This is a genomic window from Halomonas sp. MCCC 1A11062 (assembly GCF_021404355.1).
Classification (GTDB): Bacteria; Pseudomonadota; Gammaproteobacteria; order Pseudomonadales; family Halomonadaceae; genus Halomonas; species Halomonas aerodenitrificans.
The window spans coordinates 18,262-40,188 of the sequence record NZ_JABFTW010000014.1 but is presented as its reverse complement, the minus strand read 5'-3'; the positions used below and the strand labels follow the sequence as shown (position 1 = coordinate 40,188).

Below are 21,927 nucleotides of genomic sequence, written 5' to 3'. Positions count from 1 at the left end.
TCCTATGCCGCAGCTGCATAGGTGACATATGGCAGGACGCTACGAGATCTCCGACCACGGGTGGTCCCTGATCGAAGATATCGTTTCACCGCCTCAAACCATGGGCCGCCCGCGCCGTGATGACCGGCAGGTGTTGAACGGGATCTTCTGGATCCTGTGCTCAGGGGCCAAATGGCGTGATCTGCCCGAGCGCTATGGTCCTTGGAAGACGGTCTACGATCGCTTCCGACAGTGGCGCGATGATGGCACTTTCGAGGCCATCCTGACCCGGCTACAGCTGCGGCTGCGTGAGGATGGCCTGATGGATCTGGACACATGGATGATCGACTCGACGACAATCCGGGCAACACGGGCCGCTTCGGGAGGCGGTAAAAAGGGGGACCTGACGAACCGGTAAACCATGCGCTGGGCCGCAGCCGTGGTGGCTTGACCACCAAAATCCACATGGTCTGCGATGCCCACGGCTTGCCTCTGGCGTTCACGCTGTCACCTGGGCAGGACTCGGATACGCGTCACTTCATGCCAACCATGGAGCACGTGAGTGTCCCTGGCCCGGCAGGCCGGCCTCGCAAGCGCTGTCGCTATGTGGTGGCAGATAAAGGCTACGACAGTGATGAATTGCGTCGTTACTGCGACCGTCACCGAATGAAACCTATCATCGGCAACCGAAAGATACACCGGAAACCACGGCCAGGGCTGCCCAGAGGGTTCGATAAGCCGAAGTACCGGCAGCGGAATATCATCGAGCGCCACTTTGGCTGGATGAAAGAACTACGGCGAATCTGCACCCGCTTTGACAAGTTGGCCAGCAGCTTCAAGGCCATGGTATGCCTGGCGTGCATAGACCGTTGCCTGCGTGCGGACTTTTCAGACAAAGCCTAACGTCGTACATTCCAACAGCATCGTCAGCATGAGGGTCGGCGATGACCAGAGTGGCTTCATCACATCGGGGGGCGACCGCATGGTGGAGGTGCCGCTACCCGGCCAGCGTCCTGGTGAGGAGGATATGTCGCAGTGCACCCGGGCCACGCCGCCACCTCACTGCTATAAGCGCTATCACCCGGCCGTCTTTGAAGAGTACCGCAACCGGCCGGGCATCATCTACAGTTGCGACGTCAATCTCAGTACGCTGGCTCATGGAGCTACGGTCTTCTGCGACGGTAATATGTCGGTGGGCAGCGGTAGTGTGGAAGGTCGTCAGATTACCCTAGTAGCGACGCAGAGCGTCGCCATGAGGGGCGCGACGACAACTACCAGTCCAGCAAATACCGAAATTGGACTGTTCGTCGTGGCGGGTCGCAATATTCAGTTCTCGGGTAGTACTGACAACTACGGGATCTTTTGGGCCGGCGGCCATGTCAGCCAGAGTGGAACCTCAAGACTGTATGGCTCCATCGTAAGCGGTAGCTTCATCCACAGCACAGGTGGCATCAACTTCACCAGCATCAACAACGTGACCAACCGCGATGCGTATATCGAGGCGGAGCCGCGTATCGTTGCCTGGCAGTGAGAGGGCCTCGTCGAGAGGCCCTGGAGATCATTGCCCGTTGGGCTTGCGGTAGTGACCCGGCACGGTCACCTTTTCGCCATCGGGAAGACGACGCACGTGAGTGGGAACGTAGATGCGTCTGATGACGCTCTTGCGTGACTTGTCGTCCATCCTGCTGCCTCCCGTTTAGTTGATGATGAAACTACTTTAGGGCAGGTCGGGCGTGTCGCGCAATAGCGGCCGTGGTCGGCTGCTCGGTTTACGTCTGGGGCACGTTTGCCTAGGTTATGAGTAGCCGGGCAAGGAGCCGAAGGAGTTGGCATGGAGCAGCTGAACGTCGCTCTCGCCGTCGTGGGAGGGCTGGTACTGGTCGTGGGCCTGCTGTCGAGCCCGCTGGATCGCTCCTGGCTTTCCGCCCCGCTGTCCGCCTTCCTGTTCGGTGTGGCGCTGGGCCCCCACGGATTGAACGTGCTCAATCCGATGGCTTGGGGCGATGGTAAGCAGATGCTCGAGCAGACGGCCCGCCTGACGCTGGGCATCAGCCTGATGGGCATCGCGCTGCGCCTGCCGCCCAGCTATCCCTTCGTACACTGGCGTTCGCTGCTGGTGCTTCTGGCCGCGGGCATGCCGGCCATGTTTTTGATCAGCTCGCTGCTCACCCATTGGGTCATGGGCTGGCCGCTGCTCATGGCGCTGCTGGTGGGCGGGGCCATCTGCGCCACGGATCCGGTGGTGGCCTCTTCGATCGTGACCGGCGGTGTGGCCAAGGAGAACCTACCCGAGAGCTTCCGCCATCTGCTTTCCAGCGAATCCGGCGCCAACGATGGCTTGGCATATCCGCTGGTGCTGCTGCCGGTGCTGCTGCTGACCCTGCCCGCAGGCGATGCCTGGTTCGACTGGTTCGTCACTATCTGGCTGTGGGAGGTCGGCGGTGGGATATTGATCGGGGTGGCTCTCGGTTGGGTGACAGGACGGGCACTGCAGTGGTCGGAGGAGCGCGGCTATCTCGATCAGCCCTCCTTTCTTTCGATCACCCTGGCCTTGACGCTGCTGGTGCTGGGCTTGGGTGAGCTGCTGGGCACCAACAGCATTCTCGGGGTCTTTGCGGCGGGTCTGGCCTTCGATCAGGAAGTGGGGGGCAAGGAGCGCAGTGAAGAGGACAACGTGCAGGAAGCGGTCAACATTCTGCTGACCATGCCGATCTTCGTGCTGTTCGGCTTGATCGCTCCATGGGCCGAGTGGTGGGCGCTGGGCCCGCAGGGGGTGTTGTTGGCACTGCTGATACTGCTGCTGCGTCGTCTGCCGGCGATTCTACTGCTCAAACCCTGGCTGCCTGCGATGCGCGACCTGCCGATCACCCTGATCATGGGCTGGTTCGGCCCCATCGGGGTATCGGCGCTCTACTACGCCACCTTCATATCGAGTCGAACCGGCTACGATCTGGCATGGACGGTGGGCACCCTGATCGTGGTGGCGTCCATGCTCGCCCACGGCATGACCGCGGCGCCGCTGGCCTATCGCTATGGGCGCTGGCGGCGTGGCAAGGGTTAACGCACTTCGCGGAAGTGTTCTCTCAGCCGCTCCAGCTCTGCTTCGCCCCACCCGTTCGGCTCGGTGAGTGCCACCCAGGCATCGAAGTAGTGCTCGGCGGCGATGGTGTGCCCGTAGCCGGGCGGTGCGCGACCCACGGCCAGATCGCCGAGCAGCTGCAGCATGGTCACCACCGGGTACCAGCGCAGTTCGGGCAGCACGTCGGGGGCTCGTGGTTCGCGCAGCCACTCCGGCTCGCGATAGAGAATGCGCGGCTCGAAGAAGGTGATCGGGTCGCTGCCGTACTGCAGGTAGGCGATGCGGAAATCGCCCCAGTCGCCATTCGCGGCGTCCAGTCCCTGGTACTGGTTCATGAAGCGCACCACGGCACCGTCGCGGAAGGTGGGCAGCCACGAGGGCGAGCCGCCATCGCGTTCCCGGGTGACCGTGCGCCAGGTGTCGCTGCGGAAGGGTGGCCCGCTCCACAAGGCACCGTGGAAGGGGTCGTCGATGATGTCGTAGAAGTCGAACGACAGATCCGAGTTGAGCGAGCCGAGGCTGAGGCCGTGCAGATAGAGCCGGGGGCGCTCGTCTTCGGGCAGTCCGCTCCAGTATGCGTAGACGGTGGTGAACAGGGCGCGGGCGTTTTCGGCGCCGTAATCCCCTTCGACCAGCAGCGCCAGATGGCTGGGCAGGTAGGAGTACTGCATGGTGGCCGTGGCGATGTCGCCGCGGTGTAGATACTCCACCGTGTTCAGTGCCGCCGGATCGACCCAGCCTCTTCCGGTGGGGGTGGCCAGCACCATCACTGAGCGCTCGAAGGCGCCGACCCGCTGGAGTTCCTGCAGTGCCAGCTGGGCGCGCTCCGCGGGCGTATCCGCTGCACTCAGGCCCACATAGACCCGCACCGGATCCATGGCCACGGCCTCTGCGTCCAGGAAGGCACCGATGTCGTCGGCAGAAGGGCCCTGGGTCACGAAACGCCTGCCGCGTCCGCCGAGCGCTTCCCAACTGATCAAGGAGTGCTCGCTGCCGGTCTTCATCGGATCGGTGGGCGGTGGCAGGTCATCCAATATCAGCTCGTCGATCTGCTGAAAGGAGTTGTCGGCGGCGCGCAGGGCCAGGGTGAAGATGACCCCGTCGATGACCGACCAGAACAGCGCCGCGGCGGCGATCACGCCCAGCAGGTTCGAGATCCGATGCGGCACGAAGCGGCGCATCTTGCGGGCGAGAAAGCGAAAGGTCAGCCGGAACAGCTTGACCAGTAGCCACAGCAGCACGAAGAGCAGCAGGGCGATCACGGCGATGCTGATCGGGCGGATGCCGCTGACCTCCTCCAGTCCCATCAGGTCGCGGATGCGGTTCTGCCAGGCCGAGGCCTGCCACAGGAAGGCCACGGCGATGAGCGTACAGAGGCCGGCCGCCGTCAACTTGATGACCCGCTCGATACGCGAGCGGGGGCGCGGCAGCTGCAGGTAGTCCCACAGCCAGTGGGCGATGAAGCCCAGCGCATAGCCAGCCGAAAAGGAGAGCCCCGAGACGATGCCCTGGGCGTAGGTGGGCCGTGGCAGCAGGCTGGGAGTGAGCGAAAAGGCGAACAGCAGCGTGCCGAGCAGAAGGCCGGCCGTGGAAAAGTGCCTGAGAGCGCTGCGGATTCTCGGGTGCATGGGCATCATCTATTGAGAAAAATGGGCAAATCTTAACGCAACCCTGCCAGCCAGGTGCTGATGAGGGCGGCGAAGCGCTCGCGATAGCGCTGCGCACTGGAACGCTGGGACCACTCTGCCAGGCGTACCGGCTTGCTGTCGCCCATATGGCTTTCGAACAGTTCGGTCAGCTCGGCGGCGAAGCCGGGATGCTCCACTTCCACGTTGGCTTCGAGATTCCAATGCAGACTCCAGTGATCGAAATTGCACGAACCCACGGTAACCCAGTCGTCGACGATGCAGAACTTGGCGTGGGTGAAGCGAGGTTGATACTCGTAGATATGAATGCCGGCGTCCAGTAGCTCGCCGAAGTGGCGCTGGCCGGCATAGCGCACGCTGGGGTGGTCGTGACCCTTGCCGGCCACCAGCAGACGCACGTCCACGCCGCGCCGGGCGATGTCGCCGATCAGCTTGCGCAGCTGCCGTGACGGCAGGAAGTAAGGCGTGTACATCCACAGTCGCTGCTTGGCCATGGTTATGTGCCGATGCAGTGAATGCCGAATCGACATGTCGCTCGGCCCCTCGTTGTGCACCAGGCGGGCCGGCATCTCCCATTCCCGAGCGAAAGCGGAAGCGGCGGGACGCTCCCGGTCGACGCCGGCCTTGTCGCCACGTGTGCGTGAGGACTCCCAGAGATCGGCAAACAGAGTGATCCAATCCTCTACCACCGGACCTTCGGCACGTACCACCACGTCGAACCAGTCGCCCAGGTAGTCGTCGGTGAGGCAGTAACCGCCGGTATAGGCGACACGGCGATCGACCAGCAGCAGCTTGCGATGGTTGCGATTCAGATTGCGCCGCAGGCGCCGCATCATGAAGGGGTTGTAGTGGCGCAGGGCCACGCCTGCCGAGGAGAGCCGCTCACGGTCACGCTGCCCGAGGCTCACCGCGCCGAAACTGTCGAGCACCACATGCACCGCGACGCCACGCTGCGCGGCGCGCTCCATGGCATCGAAGAAACGACGCGTCACTCGGCCGGACTCGATCAGGTACTGCTCGAACCAAACCGACTCCTCGGCCTTGTCGATGGCCTCCAGCAGCTCGGGGATGAAGCGCTCGCTGTCGGGTATCAGGGTGATGAGGTTGCCGTGCTTCCAGCTGGGTTCCATGCGGCTCTCCTTGCCGTTGCCAATCTCCTTGCCCAGAGGGTAGGGGGATACGGCGATCGCCACAACGGCAGAAGAGTCTGGCAGCCGGGCCAGACCGGACCGCCGGCCTGACCCATTGAGCGCGGCGCCTCAATGATAGCGACTGGGCAGGCGCGTGAAGCGCACCGGCGGGCTGTACTTCTCCCCCTCGGGAGCTCGCTCTGGCGCCGGGCGCACCCGCCAACCGCGGGAATTCGCCCACTCCTTGAGCTCGTGGTAGTCGAGCAGCGGATACTCGCGGGTATAGGGGTTGGGCGATGACGAGGGAAAGGCGAAGGCCACGTGGGGGTAGAGGGCCAGGGCGTTGGGGCCGCCGTGGGCGGTCAGTGCCTGGTCGAGGGCCGATTGCCAGGCCCTGGCGTCGAGCGGGAGCTGAGCTGCGGTGGGCAGTGCATGGTCTTGCAGAGAGTGACTTGCCATGACATTTACCTCACTTGGAATCGATAGTGGGTCTTGGTTGGCTACATAAAGGCCGGTGGCTCCTGGGTCCTGCTTGGTTAAGCGCCCCACTCGTCAGCGAGTGGGGCGTGAGAACGAGTGGGGCTCAATCCCAGCTCAGCGCACCGCCCACCTGATACTCGGTGACGCGGGTCTCGAAGAAGTTCTTCTCCTTGCGCAGGTCGATGATTTCGCTCATCCACGGGAAGGGGTTCTGCGCCCCTGGGAATTGCTCCTTCAGGCCGATCTGGGCCAGACGGCGGTTGCAGATGAAGTGCAGGTACTCCTCCATGATCGCCGCGTTCATGCCCAGCACGCCGCGGGGCATGGTGTCGCGGGCGTAGGCGATCTCGAGCTCGGTGCCCTCGAGGATCATCTGGGTCACTTCGTCCTGGAACTCGGGCGCCCACAGGTGCGGGTTCTCGATCTTGATCTGGTTGATCATGTCGACCCCGAAGTTCAGGTGCATCGACTCGTCGCGCAGGATGTACTGGAACTGCTCGGCAACGCCGGTCATCTTGTTGCGCCGACCCATGGAGAGGATCTGGCTGAAGCCGCAGTAGAAGAAGATGCCTTCGGTCACGCAGTAGAAGGCCACCAGGTTACGCAGCAGCTCCTGGTCGGTTTCCGGGGTGCCGGTATTGAAGTCCGGGCGCGCCAGCGACTGGGTGTGCTTGAGGCTCCAGGCCGACTTGGCGGCCACCGACGGCACCTCGCGGTACATGTTGAAGACCTCGCCTTCATCCATGCCCAGCGACTCCACGCAGTACTGGTAGGCGTGGGTGTGGATCGCCTCCTCGAAGGCCTGGCGCAGCAGGTACTGACGGCACTCGGGGTTGGTGATCAGGCGATAGAGTGCCAGCACCAGGTTGTTGGCCACCAGCGAGTCGGCGGTGGAGAAGTAGCCCAGGCTGCGCTCGACGATGCGCCGCTCGTCCGGTGTCAGGCCGTCCTGGCTCTTCCACAGGGCGATGTCGGCGTTCATGTTCACTTCCTGGGGCATCCAGTGGTTGGCGCTGCCGTCCAGGTATTTCTGCCACGCCCACTCGTACTTGAAGGGGACGAGCTGGTTGAGGTCGGCGCGAGCGTTGATCATCTGCTTGTCGTCGACCTGAATGCGTGCCGCGCCCATCTCCAGCTCCTCGAGACCGGCGGCTACGTCGAGCTCTTCCAAGGACTTGCGTGCCCGCGCCAGGCGGTCGCTGTCGGCCACCCGGTAATTGCCGCCGGACTCCTTGACCTCGTCGGCCGGTGCGGGCTGTGGCTTGGCGGCAGGCGCCGGCGCGGCCTTGGCCGGCTGCTCGGCGACGGTGGTTTCGTCCTCGTGGAACTCGTCCCAGTTCAGCATGGCTTCACCTTTATTTGGCTGGATCCGATATCGTTCGGATCAGGAGTAATCTCGTTGCGGATGAAGCTGAGCGAGCGATGGCCAGACAAGGCGGAAATTGGTAAGGAAGCGGAGTTTACGTGTTTGTAAATGAGCATTCCGAACCAATTTCCAACGCCGTATGGCCGAGCGCAGCCAGCTTGTTAACCTACTGGCAGGCTTCGCAGCCCAGGTCGTCTATTTCCGCAGCACTGGGCGCTCGCGAGCCGCTGCCCGCCTTGCCGGTGAGGAAGTCCTCCACCCCGCGCGGCTCGCTGGCCGGTGTCGCGGAAGCTGCCGGGGCCACCGGGGGCGCCTGGTTGCTCACCGCGTTGAGGTTGCCGCGGTCCACGGTGGACTTCTCCACCGAGGTGGCGCCCAGGGCGCGCAGGTAGTAGGTGGTCTTGAGGCCGCGGAACCACGCCATGCGGTAGGTCACGTCGAGCTTCTTGCCGGAAACGCCCTTGATGTAGAGGTTCAGCGACTGGGCCTGGTCGATCCACTTCTGGCGCCGTGAGGCGGCTTCCACCAGCCACTTCGGTTCCACCTCGAAGGCGGTGGCGTACTTGGCCTTGAGGTCGTCCGGGATGCGCTCGATGGGCTGGGCCGAGCCGTCGTAGTACTTGAGGTCGTTGATCATCACCTCGTCCCACAGACCGCGCGCCTTGAGGTCGTGCACCAGGTAGGCGTTGACCACGGTGAACTCGCCGGAGAGGTTCGACTTCACGTAGAGGTTCTGGTACGTGGGCTCGATCGACTGCGACACGCCGCAGATGTTGGAGATCGTCGCGGTAGGGGCGATGGCCATCACGTTGGAGTTGCGCATGCCCTGCTCGGCGATCTTCTTGCGGATGCGGTCCCAGTCCTGGGTGGCGCTGGTGTCCACCTCGATGTACTTCTCGCCGCGCTCCGTCACCAGCTTGTCGATGGAGTCGATGGGCAGAATGCCCTGGCTCCACAGCGAGCCCTCGAAGCTCTCGTAGCGGCCACGCTCGGCGGCCAGGTCGCTGGACGCCTCGATGGCGTGATAGCTGACCAGCTCCATGGAGCGGTCGGCGAACTCCACTGCCGCCTCGGAGGCGTAGGCGATGTCCTGGGCGTAGAGGGCATCCTGGAAGCCCATGATGCCGAGCCCCACCGGGCGATGCTTGAGGTTGGAGTTCCGCGCCTGGGGCACCGCGTAGTAGTTGATGTCGATGACGTTGTCGAGCATGCGCACGGCGGTACGCACGGTCTTTTTGAGCTTGGCGTCGTCGAGCTTGCCGTCGACCACGTGCTGCGCCAGGTTGATCGAGCCCAGGTTGCACACCGCGATCTCGTCGACGCTGGTGTTCAGGGTGATCTCGGTGCACAGGTTGGAGGAGTGCACCACGCCGGCGTGCTGCTGCGGGCTGCGCAGGTTGCACGGGTCCTTGAAGGTGATCCACGGGTGGCCGGTCTCGAACAGCATCGAGAGCATCTTGCGCCACAGGTCCTTGGCGCGCACGCGCTTGAACAGCTTGAGCTGGCCCGAGCGGGTCATCGCCTCGTACTCCTCGTAGCGCTGCTCGAAGGCGGCGCCGTAGAGGTCGTGCAGGTCGGGACAGGTGGCGGGCGAGAACAGCGTCCACTCCTTGTCGTCGAACACCCGCTTCATGAACAGGTCGGGCACCCAGTTGGCGGTGTTCATGTCATGGGTGCGGCGGCGGTCGTCGCCGGTGTTCTTGCGCAGCTCGAGGAACTCCTCCACGTCCAGGTGCCAGGTCTCCAGATAGGCGCACACCGCGCCCTTGCGCTTGCCGCCCTGGTTCACCGCCACCGCGGTGTCGTTGACCACCTTGAGGAACGGCACCACGCCCTGGCTCCTGCCGTTGGTGCCCTTGATGTAGGAGCCCAGCGCGCGTACCGGGGTCCAGTCGTTGCCCAGGCCGCCGGCCCACTTGGAGAGCAGGGCGTTGTCGCGGATGGCGCTGTAGATGCCGTCGAGATCGTCGGGAACGGTGGTGAGGTAGCAGCTGGAGAGCTGGCTGCGCACGGTGCCCGAGTTGAACAGGGTCGGCGTCGAGGCCATGTAGTCGAAGCTGGAGAGCAGCTCGTAGAATTCGATGGCGCGCGCTTCGCGGTCGTCCTCGTTCAGCGCCAGGCCCATGGCCACGCGCATGAACATCACCTGGGGCAGCTCGTAGCGCACGTCGTCCCGATGGATGAAGTAGCGGTCGTAGAGGGTCTGCAGGCCGAGATAGGTGAAGGCGTTGTCGCGGGTGTGGTCCAGCGCGTCGCCGAGCCGCTCGAGATCGAACTCGGCAAGCCTGGGGTCGAGCTGTTCGTACTCGATGCCGCGGGCGACATACGCCAGGAATGCCGGCTTGTAGAGCTCGGCCATCTCGCCGAAGGTCGCCTCTTCGGCCACGCCGAGGAAGGAGAGCGCCTCGCGGCGCAGGCTGTCCTGCAGCAGCCGCGCGGTGACGTAGGTATAGTTGGGCTCTTTCTCCACCAGGGTGCGCGCGGTCATCATCAGCGCCTGGGACACGCCGTCCACCGAAACGCCGTCGTAGAGGTTCTTCAGCGATGCCTCGACGATGCGGTTGGGGTCGACGTTCTCGAGCTCGGCGCAGGCATCGAATACCAGCGTCTCGATGCGGCCGAGGTCGAGCGGCCGCCGGCTGCCGTCGTCGAGGGTGACGTTGAGCGTGGGATGCGGCTTTTCGATGTCGCCGCCGGCGGCGGCGCGGGCGCGGGCGTGCTCCTCGCGATAGAGCACGTAGGCGCGGGCCACCTTTTGCTCACCGGCCCGCATCAGTGCCAGCTCGACCTGATCCTGAATGTCCTCGATGTGCACCGTGCCGCCGTCGGGCATGCGGCGCAGGAAGGCGCTGGCAATGCCCTGGCTGGCCTGGTCGACGAAGTCGCGAACCCGCGAGGAGGCGCTGACGTTGTCGCCCTCCACGGCGATGAAGGCCTTGCGCATGGCCACGGCGATCTTGCCGGCATCGAAGGGCACCACGTCGCCGTTGCGCTTGATCACGCGCAGGGTGTGCGGGGCCGTGAGCGACAGGTCGGTCGGGTCGGGGGTCTGAAGTTCCATGAGCCGATGATCCCTTTTTCGTGGGGATGAGACAGGGGGCGATGAAGGCATTGACAGTCAGGGGTGGACTTGCTAAATGCACATCATCTTGTGTTGTTCCATCTTGAGAGCACAAGATAGTGTGCTTTGTCGCCGTCTTCAAGTGGATAACCTGTGGGTGAGCTGTGACTGTTCAGGGGGCATCCTTTGGGATATCGTCCAGTCCGGGCTATGCTTCGCTGGCAAGCTGCAAGGACGCGAAATGTCGCCAAAGGCAGGCGAAAGCGCCTATTTCGGGTATCCTTGATGAGTGATTGGCGGGACAGGGTGTCCCAATGACAACGAGGCCCAGCACGGGGATGACTAGGATGGATGACAACCTGGAAAGCAGCGACATGGAACACGTGCTGATTATCGAGGATGACGTGCGCCTGGCGGAGCTCACCCGGGACTATCTGGAGTCGAATGGCTTCAAGGTAACGGTGGAGGCCGAGGGCTCGCGAGGCGTTGAACAGATCCAGGCGTTGCAGCCGGATCTTGTGATTCTCGATCTGATGCTGCCCGGAGAGGATGGATTGTCGATCTGTCGCCGGGCCAGGCCGAACTATGCCGGGCCGATTCTGATGTTGACTGCGCGCACCGACGACATGGATCAGGTCCTTGGGCTGGAGATGGGGGCCGACGATTACGTGCCCAAGCCGGTTCAGCCACGGGTACTGCTGGCGCGTATGCGGGCGCTGTTGCGTCGCGCCGAGAATACCGACCAGTCCGGCGATGCGCGGCTCACCTTCGGTAATCTCGAGGTCGACAGCGCCACCCGCGAAGCCTGGCTCGAGGGCGAGCGTATCGATCTCACCAGCGCCGAGTTCGACCTGCTGTGGCTGCTGGCCAGCAACGCCGGGCGGGTACTCACGCGGGAAGAGATCTTCAGCGATCTGCGCGGCATCAAATACGATGGCCAGGATCGTTCCATCGACGTGCGGGTATCGCGGATACGGCCCAAGATCGGCGACGACCCCAACCATCCGCACCGGATCAAGACAGTACGCAGCAAGGGCTACCTGTTCGTCAAGGACGCCTGATCGATGCAGCGGTTCCTGGCCGATGGCTCCTTTCTGCGTGTCTATCTGGCCTTGGCGCTGGCGTTGCTGCTGACCTTCGGCCTGGCCCTGATGGGCCTGGCCCTGGTCGACCGGGTGCGAGTCGAACAGTATCGTGAACAGCTGGCCGAAGCGCCGCTGCAGCTTCTCTCCTGGCGAGTGGCGGCCCTGCCGGCTCATGAACGCGGCACCTGGCTGACCCAGCAGTCCGATCTGCTCAACATGCGGCTCTCGCTGCGCGAGCCCGACGACACCGAGCTGAGCTGGTTCGAGCGGCGACGGCTGGATCGGGGCCGCGTGCTGGTGAAGGTCTACGACGAAGACAGCTGGCGTCTTTATCGGAAACTGCCGCGTGAGGAGCGTATTCTCGAGGCGCGCCTGTCGGGGCTCAACGAGCGTCAGCTGCGCGGCCTGGCGCAGCTGCTCGGCGACTGGCTCGCCGAGGTCGACGGCGAGGCGCGCCAGCGGCGCCTCAAAGGCGTGACCAGCGATGCCCTGCCGGTACACCTGCGTGACCTGGCCCCCGAAGGACTCGATAGCCACCAGCTTTCCCGACTGCGCGACGGTGAACTGGTGATTCGTCTGCTGCCCGGCCACTGGGCGCTGACGGTGCATCTGGCGGTGCCTGCCGCCGACGGCTCGCGGCAGTGGCTGTCGATCGGCCCCGTCTCGGCGCTGGAACCCACCCCCATTTCGCTGCTGCTGCTGGTGCTGGTGATCATGCTCGGCGTGCTGGCGGCGATCATTTATCTGATCGTGCGTGGCGTGGAGGCACGTCTGGCGCGGCTAGAGCTGGCCGCCGGGCGCATCGCCAGCGGCCGCCTCGATACCCGGGTCAAGGTCGATGGCGGCGGCTTCATCGGTCGGGTCGGCATGGCCTTCAACGCCATGGCGGCTCAGGTACAGTCGCTGCTGCGTTCGCAGCAGGAGATGATCCGGGCGGTTTCCCATGAGCTGCGTACCCCGGTGGCGCGGATCCGCTTCGCCATGCAGATGGTCGAGGACATGACCGACGACCCGGCCGTTCACCGCCAGCTGCACGGCATCGACAGCGATATCGAGGAGCTCGACCAGCTCATCGACGAGATTCTCACCTATGCCCGCCTCGACAGCGGCCTGGTCAACGGCACCGCACTGGAGCGTACCCGGGTCGACTGCCGGGCCGTCGCCGAGCGGGTCATCGAGACCCTGGCGCCGCTGCATGCCCATCTGCGTCTCGAGCTGGCCCCGGGGGCCGAGGTGGAGGTCCAGGCCGATCCACGTTATTTGCAGCGGGCCCTGCAGAACCTGGTGGCCAACGCCTGTCGCCATGCGCAGTCGCGGGTGCTGGTGCGGCTCTCGCTGGAGTCGCGTCTGGTGCGGCTCGACATCGAGGATGACGGCCCCGGCGTGCCGCCCGGTGAGCGCCAGTCGATCTTCAAACCCTTCGCCCGCCTCGACGACAGCCGCACCCGGCGCAGCGGCGGCTATGGGCTGGGGCTCTCCATCGTGCAGAAGATCATGGCCTGGCATGGTGGCAGCGTGGTGGTCGACGACAGCCAGGAGCTGGGCGGCGCACGCTTCTCGCTGCTGCTGCCGCGGGTGCCGGTGGGCAAGGAGAGGCTGCCGCCGGTCAAGCCGGTTTGATGCCTTCGAGCACGGCGAAGGAGGTTTCGCGGGCCGTACGCAGGAAGTCTTCCATCCACGGCTGATCGCGGCTCTCGTCGCGGATGGCGGCGTAAAGCGTGCTCCACATGCCAGCCTCGCCGAGACCCACTGCCTTCACGTAGTCCCGCTCCAGATACTCGGTCAACGCCCAGTTGGGCAGTGCACAGACGCCGCGACCGCTGGCCACCAGCTGCATCATCATGACCGTGAGCTCAGCGGTACGGATCTCCCGGGGGCGCACGCCGGCAGGATCGAGGAATTGGGTGAAGACATCCAGCCGGGCATGCTCTACCGGGTAGGTGATCAGCGTCTCCTCGGCCAGGTCTGAGGGGGTCACGAAGGAGTGTTCGGCGAGACGGTGCTGGCGGGCCACGGCCAGCAGTCCTTCGTAGCGGAACAGCGGCTCGTAATAGACGCCGGTCAGCGGCTGCGGGTCGGCGGTGATCACCAGATCGAGCTGCTCGCGGGCCAGTGCCGGCAGCGGGTCGAAGTGGTGCCCGCCGGGAATGTCGATCTCCACTTCCGGCCAGTGGTCGCGGAAGCGGTCGATGGTCGGCATCAGCCACTGGAAACAGCTGTGGCACTCGATGGCCATATGCAGGCGGCCCGGTTCATGGCCGATCAAGCGCGCCACGTCGCGCTCGGCCATACGCACCAGCGGCAGCACCTGCTCGGCCAGGACCAGCAACCGCTGCCCGGCGCGGGTGAACTCGACGGGCCGCGTCTTGCGCACGAACAGGGCGGTACCCAGTCGCTCTTCGAGATCCTTGATCTGGTGGGAGAGAGCGGATTGGGTCAGGTGAACCCGCTCTGCCGCCTCGACCAGGGAGCCGGCGTCGCGCAGCGCGATCAGCGTGCGCAGGTGACGAAGTTCAATCATGAGCTTCTTTCATGTTCTGGGTTAATTTATTTAGTTTGATTCAATTTCATGTGCCAGCGAGACTCTACCGCAACATTCATGCGTAGAGGGTTTCATCATGACATTAGCTCATGTGCTTGGCTATCCGCGAATCGGCGCCGACCGCGAGCTCAAGCGGGCTGTCGAGGCCTACTGGCGTGGCGAGCTGGGCCGGGACGCTCTCGAGGCTGTGGGTCGAGAGCTACGGGCACGCCACTGGCAGGCGCAGCGCGATGCCGGCCTCGATCTGGTCACGGTGGGCGACTTCGCCTTCTACGACCAGGTACTCAACGTCAGCGCCATGGTGGGGGCCGTACCGGCGCGCTTTGCCGCCGAGGCGGAGGTCGCACGCGGCGAGGTCGAGCTCGACACCCAGTTCCGTATGGCCCGTGGGCGGGCGCCCAGTGGGGCGCCGGCTGCCGCCTGCGAGATGACCAAATACTTCGATACCAACTATCACTACCTGGTGCCGGAGCTACATGCGGGGCAGACGTTCAAGCTCGCCGGCACGCGGCTGTTCGACGAGGTAGCTGAGGCGCATGCTGCGGGACACCCGGCCAAGGTGGCACTCACCGGTCCGCTGACCTGGCTGTGGCTGGGCAAGGGGCGTGAGGCCGACTTCGACCGCCTGAGCCTGCTGCCAGCGCTGCTGCCGGTCTACGGCGAGATACTCGCGCGGCTGGCCGAACAGGGCGTGGAGTGGGTGCAGCTGGACGAGCCGGCGCTGGTGCAGGACCTGCCGATCGAATGGCGCAATGCCTATGAGTTCGCCTACAGCAGCCTGCGCGCCGCCCCGGTCAAGCTGCTGGTGGCCACCTACTTCGGTGGCCTCGGCGACAACCTGCGCCTGGCCGCGAGTCTGCCGGTGGATGGCCTGCACATCGATACGGTGCGTGCTCCCGAGCAGCTCACAGCGGTGCTCGACAATCTGCCGGGCTACAAGGTGCTGTCGGTGGGCGCCATCGACGGCCGCAACATCTGGCGCGCCGATCTGGCGGTTCTGCACGAGCGCCTGGCCAATGCCCGCATGCGCCTCGGCGAGCGGCTGTGGCTGGCGCCCTCCTGTTCGCTGCTGCACGTGCCGGTGGACCTGGCGGCGGAGACGACGCTCGACGAGGAGCTCAAGAGCTGGCTCGCCTTCGCTCGCCAGAAGCTCGACGAAACCGTGACCCTGGCGCGCCTGCTCGGCAATCGTGCCACTGACGAGGATCGTGCCCGGGTTACCGCTGCCACGGCGGCACTGGATGCCCGGCGCGCCTCGCCAAGGCTGCACCGGCCCGAGGTCGCTCAGCGTCTGGCCGGCGTCGGTGATGCCGAGCTCTCACGCGACAACCCCTATCCGGTCAGGGCCCGAGCCCAGCGGCGCGCGCTGGACCTGCCGCTGTTTCCCACCACCACCATCGGCTCCTTTCCGCAGACCGCAGAGATCCGCGCCGCCCGGCGCGCCTTCAAGAACGGCGAGCTGGGTCATGACGCCTACGAAGCGCAGATGCGCGACGAGATCGCCGATGCCGTACGGCGTCAGGAAGCCTACGGAATCGACATGCTGGTGCACGGCGAAGCCGAGCGCAACGACATGGTCGAGTACTTCGGCGAGCAGCTCGACGGCTACGCCTTCACCCGCAACGGCTGGGTGCAGAGCTATGGCTCGCGCTGCGTCAAACCGCCGGTCATCGTCGGCGACGTGAGCCGCCCGGCGGCGATGACGGTGGCCTGGAGCCGCTATGCCCAGTCGCTCACCCAGCGGCCGATGAAGGGCATGCTCACGGGACCTGTGACCATGCTGCAGTGGGCTTTCGTGCGTGATGACCAGCCGCGCGAGGTGACCTGTCGCCAGATCGCCCTGGCCCTGCGCGACGAGGTGGCCGACCTCGAGGCCGCCGGCATCCCGGCGATCCAGATCGACGAACCGGCGCTGCGCGAGGGATTGCCGCTGCGGCAGGGTGAATGGCAGGCCTACCTCGACTGGGCCGTGGAGTGCTTTCGCCTGACCGCCTCGGTGGTGCGCGACACCACCCAGATCCACACTCACATGTGCTATTCGGAGTTCAATGACATCATCGCGGCCATTGCCGCACTGGATGCCGACGTCATCACCATCGAGACCTCGCGTTCGAACATGGAGCTGCTCGACGCCTTCCAGGACTTCGCCTATCCCAACGAGATCGGCCCGGGCGTCTACGACATCCACTCGCCCAACGTGCCTGACGTGGCGTGGATGGTGCAGTTGATGGAGAAGGCGGCAGAGCGGATTCCCGTCGAGCGGCTGTGGGTCAACCCCGATTGCGGCCTCAAGACCCGCGGCTGGGCCGAGGTTGAGCCGGCCCTGGCCAACATGGTCGCGGCGGCTCGCGAGCTGCGTCGCCGCCACGGCTGAAGGCGCCGCTGCGCTGCGTTCGCAGTGCGTGAAACAGGTATCGGGCCGTCACGGCCCGGTGCCTGTTATGCTGTGCCGGTTCGCTATGCCCAAGGAATCGTCATGATCTCTCGTTTACCTCTCTCCTTCCGCCCCGCGTTGCTGGCTGCCGCTTCGCTGCTGCTGGCCGGCTGTGCCGCTGCTCCCGTCGACGGGCCGCGCTCCGCTGGCGCAAAGGTGGCCAGCACGGCACCGTTGCTGCCCACGCTGCTGTTTCCCGGCGGCGCCGAGCACTTCGAAGCCTGGCGCTGCACGCCGCAGCAGGATCTGGTGACCGCTTTCGGCGAGCGCGAGCTACGGCTGTGGTCGGCCCACGGCGGCTATCGCCTGGTGCCGGCCGTGGTGGCCAGCGGAGCGCGCTATCAGCAGGGCGATCTCAGCTTCTGGAACAAGGGCGGAGAGGCCGTGGTGGAGAGCGCCAACGGACGGCTCGACTGCACTGCCGCCATGGCGCGTTCGGCGCTGACCCGCGAGCAGCGCCCCGGGGTGATGTTCCACGGTCGCGGCAATGAGCCGGGCTGGCACGTCAACCTGGCCCACGACACCCCCGAACTGACGCTGACGATGGACTACGGGACACGGGAGATGACGTTGCCCTATCGAGTCATCGCCATGGACAACGGCGGCGGCAGGGTGCTGCTCTCCAGCGGCCTGACCGATCAGCCCTTCGAGCTGCGCCTGGAAGCGCGGGCCTGCTTCGACGACATGAGCGGCGAGCCGTTCCCGGCCAGGGTCACGCTGACCTTCGAAGGAGAAACGTACCGGGGCTGTGGCCAGGGCATCGCACCCTAACCATCCGGTTGTCTTGAACGAGCCCGCCGCTCACCGTGACAAGCAAGGAGCCACCACAATGACTTTCGAACTGCCGGCACTGCCCTACGAGAAGAATGCCCTCGAGCCGCACATCTCCGCCGAGACTCTGGAGTATCACTACGGCAAGCACCACCAGGCTTACGTCACCAAGCTCAACGAATTGATCGAAGGCAGCGAGGACGCCCACAAGTCCCTCGAGGAGATCATCCAATCCGCCACCGGTGGCCTGTTCAACCAGGCAGCCCAGGTGTGGAACCACACTTTCTACTGGCACTGCCTCTCGCCCAACGGGGGCGGCGAGCCCAGCGGTGCCCTGGCTGAGGCAATCAACGCCAAGTTCGGCTCCTTCGACAAGTTCAAGGACGCCTTCAATGCCAGTGCCGTGGCCAACTTCGGTGCCGGCTGGACTTGGCTGATCAAGACCGCCGACGGCGGCGTCGACATCGTCAACACCAGCAATGCCGACACCCCCATCGCCCACGACCAGACCCCGTTGATGACCATCGACGTGTGGGAGCATGCCTACTACATCGATTACCGCAACGCGCGTCCGAAGTACCTCGAGAACGTGTGGAACGTGCTGAATTGGGACTTCGTCGCCCAGAACTTCAGCTCCTGAGCGTGCAATCGAAATAATCTCCCGCTCGACGATTCATTGGGCTGAGTGTGAGTTGAGCATGGCCCTGCCGATAGGCAGGGCCTTTTGCTGCGATAGACTTTCGTTTTTATCGAATGATAAGCGCAAAACTATGCGCTTTTAATGGCATTAATTGCACGTAACATGATGATCAACACTACCCCAATCTGGGAGATCGTCATGGCTACCCGTATTCTTCTCGTTACCTCCTCCATCCTCGGCGAGCATGGCCAGTCCAATGTTCTGGCCAACCACCTTCGTGAGCGTGCCGCCGGCCGCGATGAACTCGCCATCACCCATCGCGACCTGGCCGTCGACTCGCTGCCCCATCTGGGGCTCGAGGAGCTCTCCAGCTGGCAGGTGGCGGCCGAAGAACGCTCTGCCGAGCAGCAGGTGCTGGCCCAGCGTTCCGACGACCTGATCGATGAGCTGCAGGCCCACGACGTGCTGGTGCTGGCCGTGCCGATGTACAACTTCGGCATTCCGTCCCAGCTCAAGGCCTGGTTCGACCGGGTGATGCGCGCCGGCACCACCTTCCGCTATACCGAGCAGGGGCCGGTGGGCCTGGTGAAAGGCAAGCGCGCCGTGATCCTGGCCGCCCGCGGCGGGCAGTACGCCGGCACCGAGAACGATACCCAGACACCGCATCTCAAGGCGATGCTGGGCATGATCGGTATCACCGACGTCTCGACGATCTATGCCGAAGGACTTGCCATGGGCGACGGCCTGCGCAATGCCGCGCTCAAGGAGGCTCGCCAGGCCATCGACTCGCTGGTCGAGAGGCTGTAACGCTCAGCACGCCTCGGGAACGTCCGCCACCCAGCGGTCGGTGACGAAGTCGCTGGTGCACAGCCTGGCCTCGGGAGAGAAAACGCGGGCGGCCAGTTGGCCCAGCGCCTCCCTGTCGGCCCGAGAGTCAGGCGTCACCATCTCGGTGGGCTCCAGCGGCTGCCACGTCTCTCCTTCGCGCGTTGCCAGGGCGTAGCTGAAGGCATAGAACCCCGGGAAACCCAGGCGCACGTCGGTAGCGATCAGGGTTTCCCGGCCATTGCGCTCGCGCACCTCATAGCGCAGGTAGGGGCCGGCGAACCAGTCCAGACGCTCTCCCTTCTCCAGAGCCAGGGCGTCCGCCTCCAGCTCGGCACCACGACGAAAGATCTCCAATAGCGGTGTCTCGGCGCCGTCGAACAGCCCCACCAGGGTTTCGTAGTGTCGGTCGCCGTCGATGATCGTTGCCCGCCACAGCAAGGTGTTGAACGGGATGGGCTGCACCAGCCGCGGCGCATCTTCGATCCCGTGCTCCGCGAGTACCGGCTCGAGGCGGTGCTCCACGACCCCCTTGGCGAGCATGGCAAAGGTCAGGTAGGCGCAGGAGAGCGCCAGCCCCCAGGCGGGGCCGCGAAAGCCGTTGCCCGTTGCCATGGCGAAGCCGATGCCTACCAGCAGCGGCAGGGTATAGAGGGGGTCGATGATGAAGACCACCGGCCAGGCGCTGGGGCGAACGTTCAGCGGCCACCAGAGCTGGGTGCCGTAGGTGGTCAGCACGTCGAGCAGCGGGTGGGTGACCAGGCACAGTACGAAGAAGGCCCACCAGCGCCCCAGCGTGATGTCGCGGGCCGGAGCGAAGCGCCGGGCAAGCAGTGCCAGCAGGGTGCCGAACCCGGTCAGCACGAACAGCGAATGGGTGAAGCCACGGTGCTCGGTAACGTTGAGCACGGCATCGCCATAATCCAGGAACACATCGAAGTCGGGCAGGGTGCCCAGCGCCGCGCCGATCAGCACCGCCTTGCGTCCCAGCCGGCGTCCCAGCACGGTGCCGCCTACCGCCGCCCCAAGGACGGCGTGCGTCAGGGTATCCATCCGTTTGGACTCCTAGTCTTTCCCTGCATCTAGCGTAGCCCTAGCCCTCAGCGCGTGTACCAAGCCGGACCACAGTCCAGGATGCGCCGATGCACCGGGCACTCGTCATGATGGGCTCCCGGTAGGTAGCCGGTGCTCATAAGGAACTCGCCGACGATCTCGGGGCCGGTGAAGCGGAAGGTGCGGCGGAACAGCTTGACCCATTCCTCTTTCGTCAGCGGGTGGTGATGGTCGAGCCATGCCGCAAAGCTGCCGTGCGTGTCGCACAGTGCCAGGATGACGTTGGCGTTGTGTATCGCCGCCTCTACCTTGAGTCGATTGCGGATGATACCGGCGTCGCCGAGCAGGCGTTCGCGTTCACCGCTGCCGTAGGCGGCAACCTTGGCAATGTCGAAGTTGTCGAAGGCACGGCGAAACGCTTCGCGCTTCTTGAGTACTGTCAGCCACGACAGGCCGGCCTGGTTGATCTCCAGTATCAGGCGTTCGAACAGCGCCGTGTCGTCCCTGACGGGAAAGCCGTACTCCTGCTCGTGGTAGGGGCCATGCCATGGATGACCCGGTGCCAGATCACAATAGTGTGACATTTCCGCTCTCTTTCCCTTAGTGGGTATTGGCAAGCCATCGGGGGCTTGTCACGATTCGATTATCCGGCGTCAACGCTTCAGGAGCCACCCAGCATGAAAAGCCTACCCATGAACCGCAAGACGAAAAAGGTGACCGCGCTCTCCCTGTTGGGCGGCGGTGCCTTGGCCCTCTATCTGGCCTTCACCCCCGGCACCAGCACCCAGGCCGGCTCGGTGGTGGAGATGTACCAGGATCCCAACTGCGGCTGCTGCACCGACTGGGCCGATCACCTCAGGGAGGCGGGCTTCGAGGTACGTCAGCACAAAACCCGCGACATGCGCTCGATCAAGATAGAGCATGGCGTCACGCCCGAGTTGGCCTCCTGTCACACGGCGCTGATCGACGGCTACGTGATCGAAGGTCACGTACCGGCCGCCGACATCAAGCGTCTGCTCGAGGAGCGCCCTGACGTAGTAGGGCTGACGGTGCCCGGCATGCCCCACGGTTCGCCCGGCATGGAAACCGGCCGCTACGACGACTATGCCGTACTGACCTGGCAGCATGAGGACCGGACGCCGGCTATCTTCAGCGAGTATACTCACTGAACAGGAAATACCGACTCGTTCAGTATTTCCTGATTTCTTTGCTGAACGTTGGCTAAGCTTTGTCCGAAAAGTCGTCGAGCGACGGTCAGGCAAGGCAAAAATCGGCGAAAAGACGGAGTTTACGCGGTGTAAATGAGTACTTTGAGCCGAGTTTTAACGCCGTATGACCGAGCGCAGACAGTTTTCAGACAAAGCGTAGGAGGGCTCATGCAGTACCTGCACACCATGGTTCGAGTCAGCGACCTGGATGCGTCGTTGCGGTTCTACTGCAACCTGCTGGGGTTGAAGGAGGTGAGGCGTAAGGAGAACGAGAAGGGGCGCTTCACGCTGGTGTTCCTGGCGGCACCCGAGGACGAGTCTCGCTCCGCCGAGCTCAAGGCACCGGAGCTGGAACTGACCTACAACTGGGACCCGGAAGAGTACGGCGGCGGGCGCAACTTCGGTCACCTGGCCTATCGGGTCGACGATATCTACGCCCTGTGCCAGCGGCTGCAGGATGCCGGCGTGACCATCAACCGCCCGCCCCGCGACGGCCACATGGCGTTCGTACGCAGCCCCGACGGTATCTCCATCGAGCTGCTGCAGAAGGGCGATGCGCTGCCGGCCAGAGAGCCCTGGGCCTCTATGCCGAATTCTGGATCTTGGTAAGAACCCGCGACGAGAATAA

At 64.4% G+C, this 21,927-nt stretch carries 20 protein-coding genes; 11 read left to right on the top strand and 9 right to left on the bottom strand.

The features are described 5' to 3' along the window. The first annotated feature begins 28 nt into the window (after positions 1 to 28). Positions 29 to 882 (top strand): IS5 family transposase gene (locus HOP58_RS15065; RefSeq protein ID WP_234247305.1). Its coding sequence is split into 2 segments (ribosomal slippage): positions 29 to 376 and positions 379 to 882, totalling 852 coding nucleotides; the frame shifts between segments, so codons are not numbered across the junction. A 28-nt stretch (positions 883 to 910) separates the two neighbouring features. Beyond that, positions 911 to 1,510, top strand: a complete 600-nt coding sequence (locus HOP58_RS15060) for a hypothetical protein (RefSeq protein WP_234260787.1) — start codon at positions 911 to 913, stop codon at positions 1,508 to 1,510. Positions 1,511 to 1,537: 27 nt separating this feature from the next. Here the strand turns inward: HOP58_RS15060 and HOP58_RS23060 are convergent, their stop codons facing one another. After that, positions 1,538 to 1,660 (bottom strand): hypothetical protein, encoded by a 123-nt coding sequence (locus tag HOP58_RS23060; RefSeq protein WP_254914129.1) that lies wholly within the window; start codon positions 1,658 to 1,660, stop codon positions 1,538 to 1,540. 150 nt (positions 1,661 to 1,810) lie between these two features. On the opposite strand from HOP58_RS23060, the gene HOP58_RS15055 reads away from it, so the two are divergent. Next, a complete protein-coding gene (locus HOP58_RS15055; protein ID WP_234260786.1) occupies positions 1,811 to 3,040 on the top strand; it encodes a cation:proton antiporter in 1,230 nt (409 codons plus the stop codon). Here HOP58_RS15055 and HOP58_RS15050 read toward each other — a convergent pair. The 5 genes from HOP58_RS15050 to HOP58_RS15030 all read right to left on the bottom strand — a co-directional run bounded on the left by HOP58_RS15050 (position 3,037) and on the right by HOP58_RS15030 (position 10,741). Further along, on the bottom strand, positions 3,037 to 4,686 hold the full coding sequence (locus HOP58_RS15050; RefSeq protein ID WP_234260785.1) for an alpha/beta-hydrolase family protein: 1,650 nt from the start codon (positions 4,684 to 4,686) through the stop codon (positions 3,037 to 3,039). The genes HOP58_RS15055 and HOP58_RS15050 overlap by 4 nt on opposite strands. 32 nt (positions 4,687 to 4,718) lie before the next feature. Continuing rightward, positions 4,719 to 5,834 (bottom strand): phosphatidylserine/phosphatidylglycerophosphate/cardiolipin synthase family protein, encoded by a 1,116-nt coding sequence (locus HOP58_RS15045; RefSeq protein WP_234260784.1) that lies wholly within the window; start codon positions 5,832 to 5,834, stop codon positions 4,719 to 4,721. 129 nt (positions 5,835 to 5,963) lie between these two features. Next, positions 5,964 to 6,293 carry a hypothetical protein gene (locus HOP58_RS15040; protein ID WP_234260783.1) on the bottom strand — a complete coding sequence of 110 codons (330 nt, stop codon included), beginning with the start codon at positions 6,291 to 6,293 and terminating at the stop codon, positions 5,964 to 5,966. Between the two features lie 124 nt (positions 6,294 to 6,417). Next, positions 6,418 to 7,659, bottom strand: a complete 1,242-nt coding sequence (locus HOP58_RS15035; protein WP_234251261.1) for a ribonucleotide-diphosphate reductase subunit beta — start codon at positions 7,657 to 7,659, stop codon at positions 6,418 to 6,420. 187 nt (positions 7,660 to 7,846) lie between these two features. Further along, positions 7,847 to 10,741: a ribonucleoside-diphosphate reductase subunit alpha gene (locus HOP58_RS15030; RefSeq protein WP_234260782.1), complete on the bottom strand. Its 2,895-nt coding sequence runs from the start codon at positions 10,739 to 10,741 to the stop codon at positions 7,847 to 7,849. Between the two features lie 347 nt (positions 10,742 to 11,088). On the opposite strand from HOP58_RS15030, the gene HOP58_RS15025 reads away from it, so the two are divergent. Further along, entirely contained in the window at positions 11,089 to 11,802 is a 714-nt protein-coding gene (locus tag HOP58_RS15025) for a response regulator (protein WP_234255411.1), read from the top strand. Between the two features lie 3 nt (positions 11,803 to 11,805). Continuing rightward, a complete protein-coding gene (locus tag HOP58_RS15020; RefSeq protein WP_234255410.1) occupies positions 11,806 to 13,446 on the top strand; it encodes an ATP-binding protein in 1,641 nt (546 codons plus the stop codon). On the opposite strand, the gene HOP58_RS15015 is transcribed toward HOP58_RS15020, so the two are convergent. Then, positions 13,433 to 14,347, bottom strand: coding sequence for a LysR family transcriptional regulator (locus HOP58_RS15015; RefSeq protein ID WP_234255409.1), 915 nt, complete (start codon positions 14,345 to 14,347; stop codon positions 13,433 to 13,435). The two genes, HOP58_RS15020 and HOP58_RS15015, sit on opposite strands and share 14 nt — an antisense overlap. 97 nt (positions 14,348 to 14,444) lie before the next feature. Between HOP58_RS15015 and metE the strand changes: the two genes are divergently transcribed. The 4 genes from metE (at position 14,445) to HOP58_RS14995 (ending at position 19,020) form a co-directional block, all read left to right on the top strand. Continuing rightward, positions 14,445 to 16,742: a 5-methyltetrahydropteroyltriglutamate--homocysteine S-methyltransferase gene (gene metE / locus HOP58_RS15010; RefSeq protein ID WP_234260781.1), complete on the top strand. Its 2,298-nt coding sequence runs from the start codon at positions 14,445 to 14,447 to the stop codon at positions 16,740 to 16,742. A gap of 102 nt (positions 16,743 to 16,844) precedes the next feature. Further along, the gene (locus HOP58_RS15005) at positions 16,845 to 17,573 is read left to right on the top strand and encodes an MliC family protein (protein WP_234260780.1); all 729 of its coding nucleotides are present in this window, start codon (positions 16,845 to 16,847) and stop codon (positions 17,571 to 17,573) included. Positions 17,574 to 17,631: 58 nt separating this feature from the next. Next, positions 17,632 to 18,213, top strand: coding sequence for a Fe-Mn family superoxide dismutase (locus HOP58_RS15000; protein WP_234255406.1), 582 nt, complete (start codon positions 17,632 to 17,634; stop codon positions 18,211 to 18,213). A gap of 198 nt (positions 18,214 to 18,411) precedes the next feature. After that, complete coding sequence (locus HOP58_RS14995; protein WP_234260779.1) at positions 18,412 to 19,020, top strand: NAD(P)H-dependent oxidoreductase; 609 nt, start codon at positions 18,412 to 18,414, stop codon at positions 19,018 to 19,020. 3 nt (positions 19,021 to 19,023) lie between these two features. On the opposite strand, the gene HOP58_RS14990 is transcribed toward HOP58_RS14995, so the two are convergent. Further along, entirely contained in the window at positions 19,024 to 20,091 is a 1,068-nt protein-coding gene (locus HOP58_RS14990) for a metal-dependent hydrolase (protein WP_234260778.1), read from the bottom strand. Positions 20,092 to 20,138: 47 nt separating this feature from the next. Continuing rightward, positions 20,139 to 20,675 (bottom strand): DNA-3-methyladenine glycosylase I, encoded by a 537-nt coding sequence (locus HOP58_RS14985; protein WP_234260777.1) that lies wholly within the window; start codon positions 20,673 to 20,675, stop codon positions 20,139 to 20,141. A gap of 93 nt (positions 20,676 to 20,768) precedes the next feature. Between HOP58_RS14985 and HOP58_RS14980 the strand changes: the two genes are divergently transcribed. Both HOP58_RS14980 and gloA read left to right on the top strand, forming a co-directional pair. After that, the gene (locus tag HOP58_RS14980) at positions 20,769 to 21,260 is read left to right on the top strand and encodes a DUF411 domain-containing protein (RefSeq protein WP_010626549.1); all 492 of its coding nucleotides are present in this window, start codon (positions 20,769 to 20,771) and stop codon (positions 21,258 to 21,260) included. A gap of 207 nt (positions 21,261 to 21,467) precedes the next feature. Next, on the top strand, positions 21,468 to 21,908 hold the full coding sequence (gloA, locus tag HOP58_RS14975; protein WP_010626550.1) for a lactoylglutathione lyase: 441 nt from the start codon (positions 21,468 to 21,470) through the stop codon (positions 21,906 to 21,908). Positions 21,909 to 21,927 lie beyond the last annotated feature (19 nt).

What these genes read in the sequence shown, in the direction of transcription:
- HOP58_RS14985 (WP_234260777.1), bottom strand. Translation starts at nt 20,675, where the DNA reads ATGTCACACTATTGTGATCTGGCACCGGGTCATCCATGGCATGGCCCC.
- HOP58_RS15030 (WP_234260782.1), bottom strand. Translation starts at nt 10,741, where the DNA reads ATGGAACTTCAGACCCCCGACCCGACCGACCTGTCGCTCACGGCCCCG.
- HOP58_RS15035 (WP_234251261.1), bottom strand. Translation starts at nt 7,659, where the DNA reads ATGCTGAACTGGGACGAGTTCCACGAGGACGAAACCACCGTCGCCGAG.
- HOP58_RS15000 (WP_234255406.1), top strand. Translation starts at nt 17,632, where the DNA reads ATGACTTTCGAACTGCCGGCACTGCCCTACGAGAAGAATGCCCTCGAG.
- HOP58_RS23060 (WP_254914129.1), bottom strand. Translation starts at nt 1,660, where the DNA reads ATGGACGACAAGTCACGCAAGAGCGTCATCAGACGCATCTACGTTCCC.
- HOP58_RS15015 (WP_234255409.1), bottom strand. Translation starts at nt 14,347, where the DNA reads ATGATTGAACTTCGTCACCTGCGCACGCTGATCGCGCTGCGCGACGCC.
- HOP58_RS14995 (WP_234260779.1), top strand. Translation starts at nt 18,412, where the DNA reads ATGGCTACCCGTATTCTTCTCGTTACCTCCTCCATCCTCGGCGAGCAT.
- metE (WP_234260781.1), top strand. Translation starts at nt 14,445, where the DNA reads ATGACATTAGCTCATGTGCTTGGCTATCCGCGAATCGGCGCCGACCGC.
- HOP58_RS14990 (WP_234260778.1), bottom strand. Translation starts at nt 20,091, where the DNA reads ATGGATACCCTGACGCACGCCGTCCTTGGGGCGGCGGTAGGCGGCACC.
- HOP58_RS14980 (WP_010626549.1), top strand. Translation starts at nt 20,769, where the DNA reads ATGAAAAGCCTACCCATGAACCGCAAGACGAAAAAGGTGACCGCGCTC.
- HOP58_RS15020 (WP_234255410.1), top strand. Translation starts at nt 11,806, where the DNA reads ATGCAGCGGTTCCTGGCCGATGGCTCCTTTCTGCGTGTCTATCTGGCC.
- HOP58_RS15050 (WP_234260785.1), bottom strand. Translation starts at nt 4,686, where the DNA reads ATGCACCCGAGAATCCGCAGCGCTCTCAGGCACTTTTCCACGGCCGGC.
- HOP58_RS15025 (WP_234255411.1), top strand. Translation starts at nt 11,089, where the DNA reads ATGGATGACAACCTGGAAAGCAGCGACATGGAACACGTGCTGATTATC.
- HOP58_RS15005 (WP_234260780.1), top strand. Translation starts at nt 16,845, where the DNA reads ATGATCTCTCGTTTACCTCTCTCCTTCCGCCCCGCGTTGCTGGCTGCC.
- HOP58_RS15040 (WP_234260783.1), bottom strand. Translation starts at nt 6,293, where the DNA reads ATGGCAAGTCACTCTCTGCAAGACCATGCACTGCCCACCGCAGCTCAG.
- HOP58_RS15055 (WP_234260786.1), top strand. Translation starts at nt 1,811, where the DNA reads ATGGAGCAGCTGAACGTCGCTCTCGCCGTCGTGGGAGGGCTGGTACTG.
- gloA (WP_010626550.1), top strand. Translation starts at nt 21,468, where the DNA reads ATGCAGTACCTGCACACCATGGTTCGAGTCAGCGACCTGGATGCGTCG.
- HOP58_RS15060 (WP_234260787.1), top strand. Translation starts at nt 911, where the DNA reads ATGAGGGTCGGCGATGACCAGAGTGGCTTCATCACATCGGGGGGCGAC.
- HOP58_RS15045 (WP_234260784.1), bottom strand. Translation starts at nt 5,834, where the DNA reads ATGGAACCCAGCTGGAAGCACGGCAACCTCATCACCCTGATACCCGAC.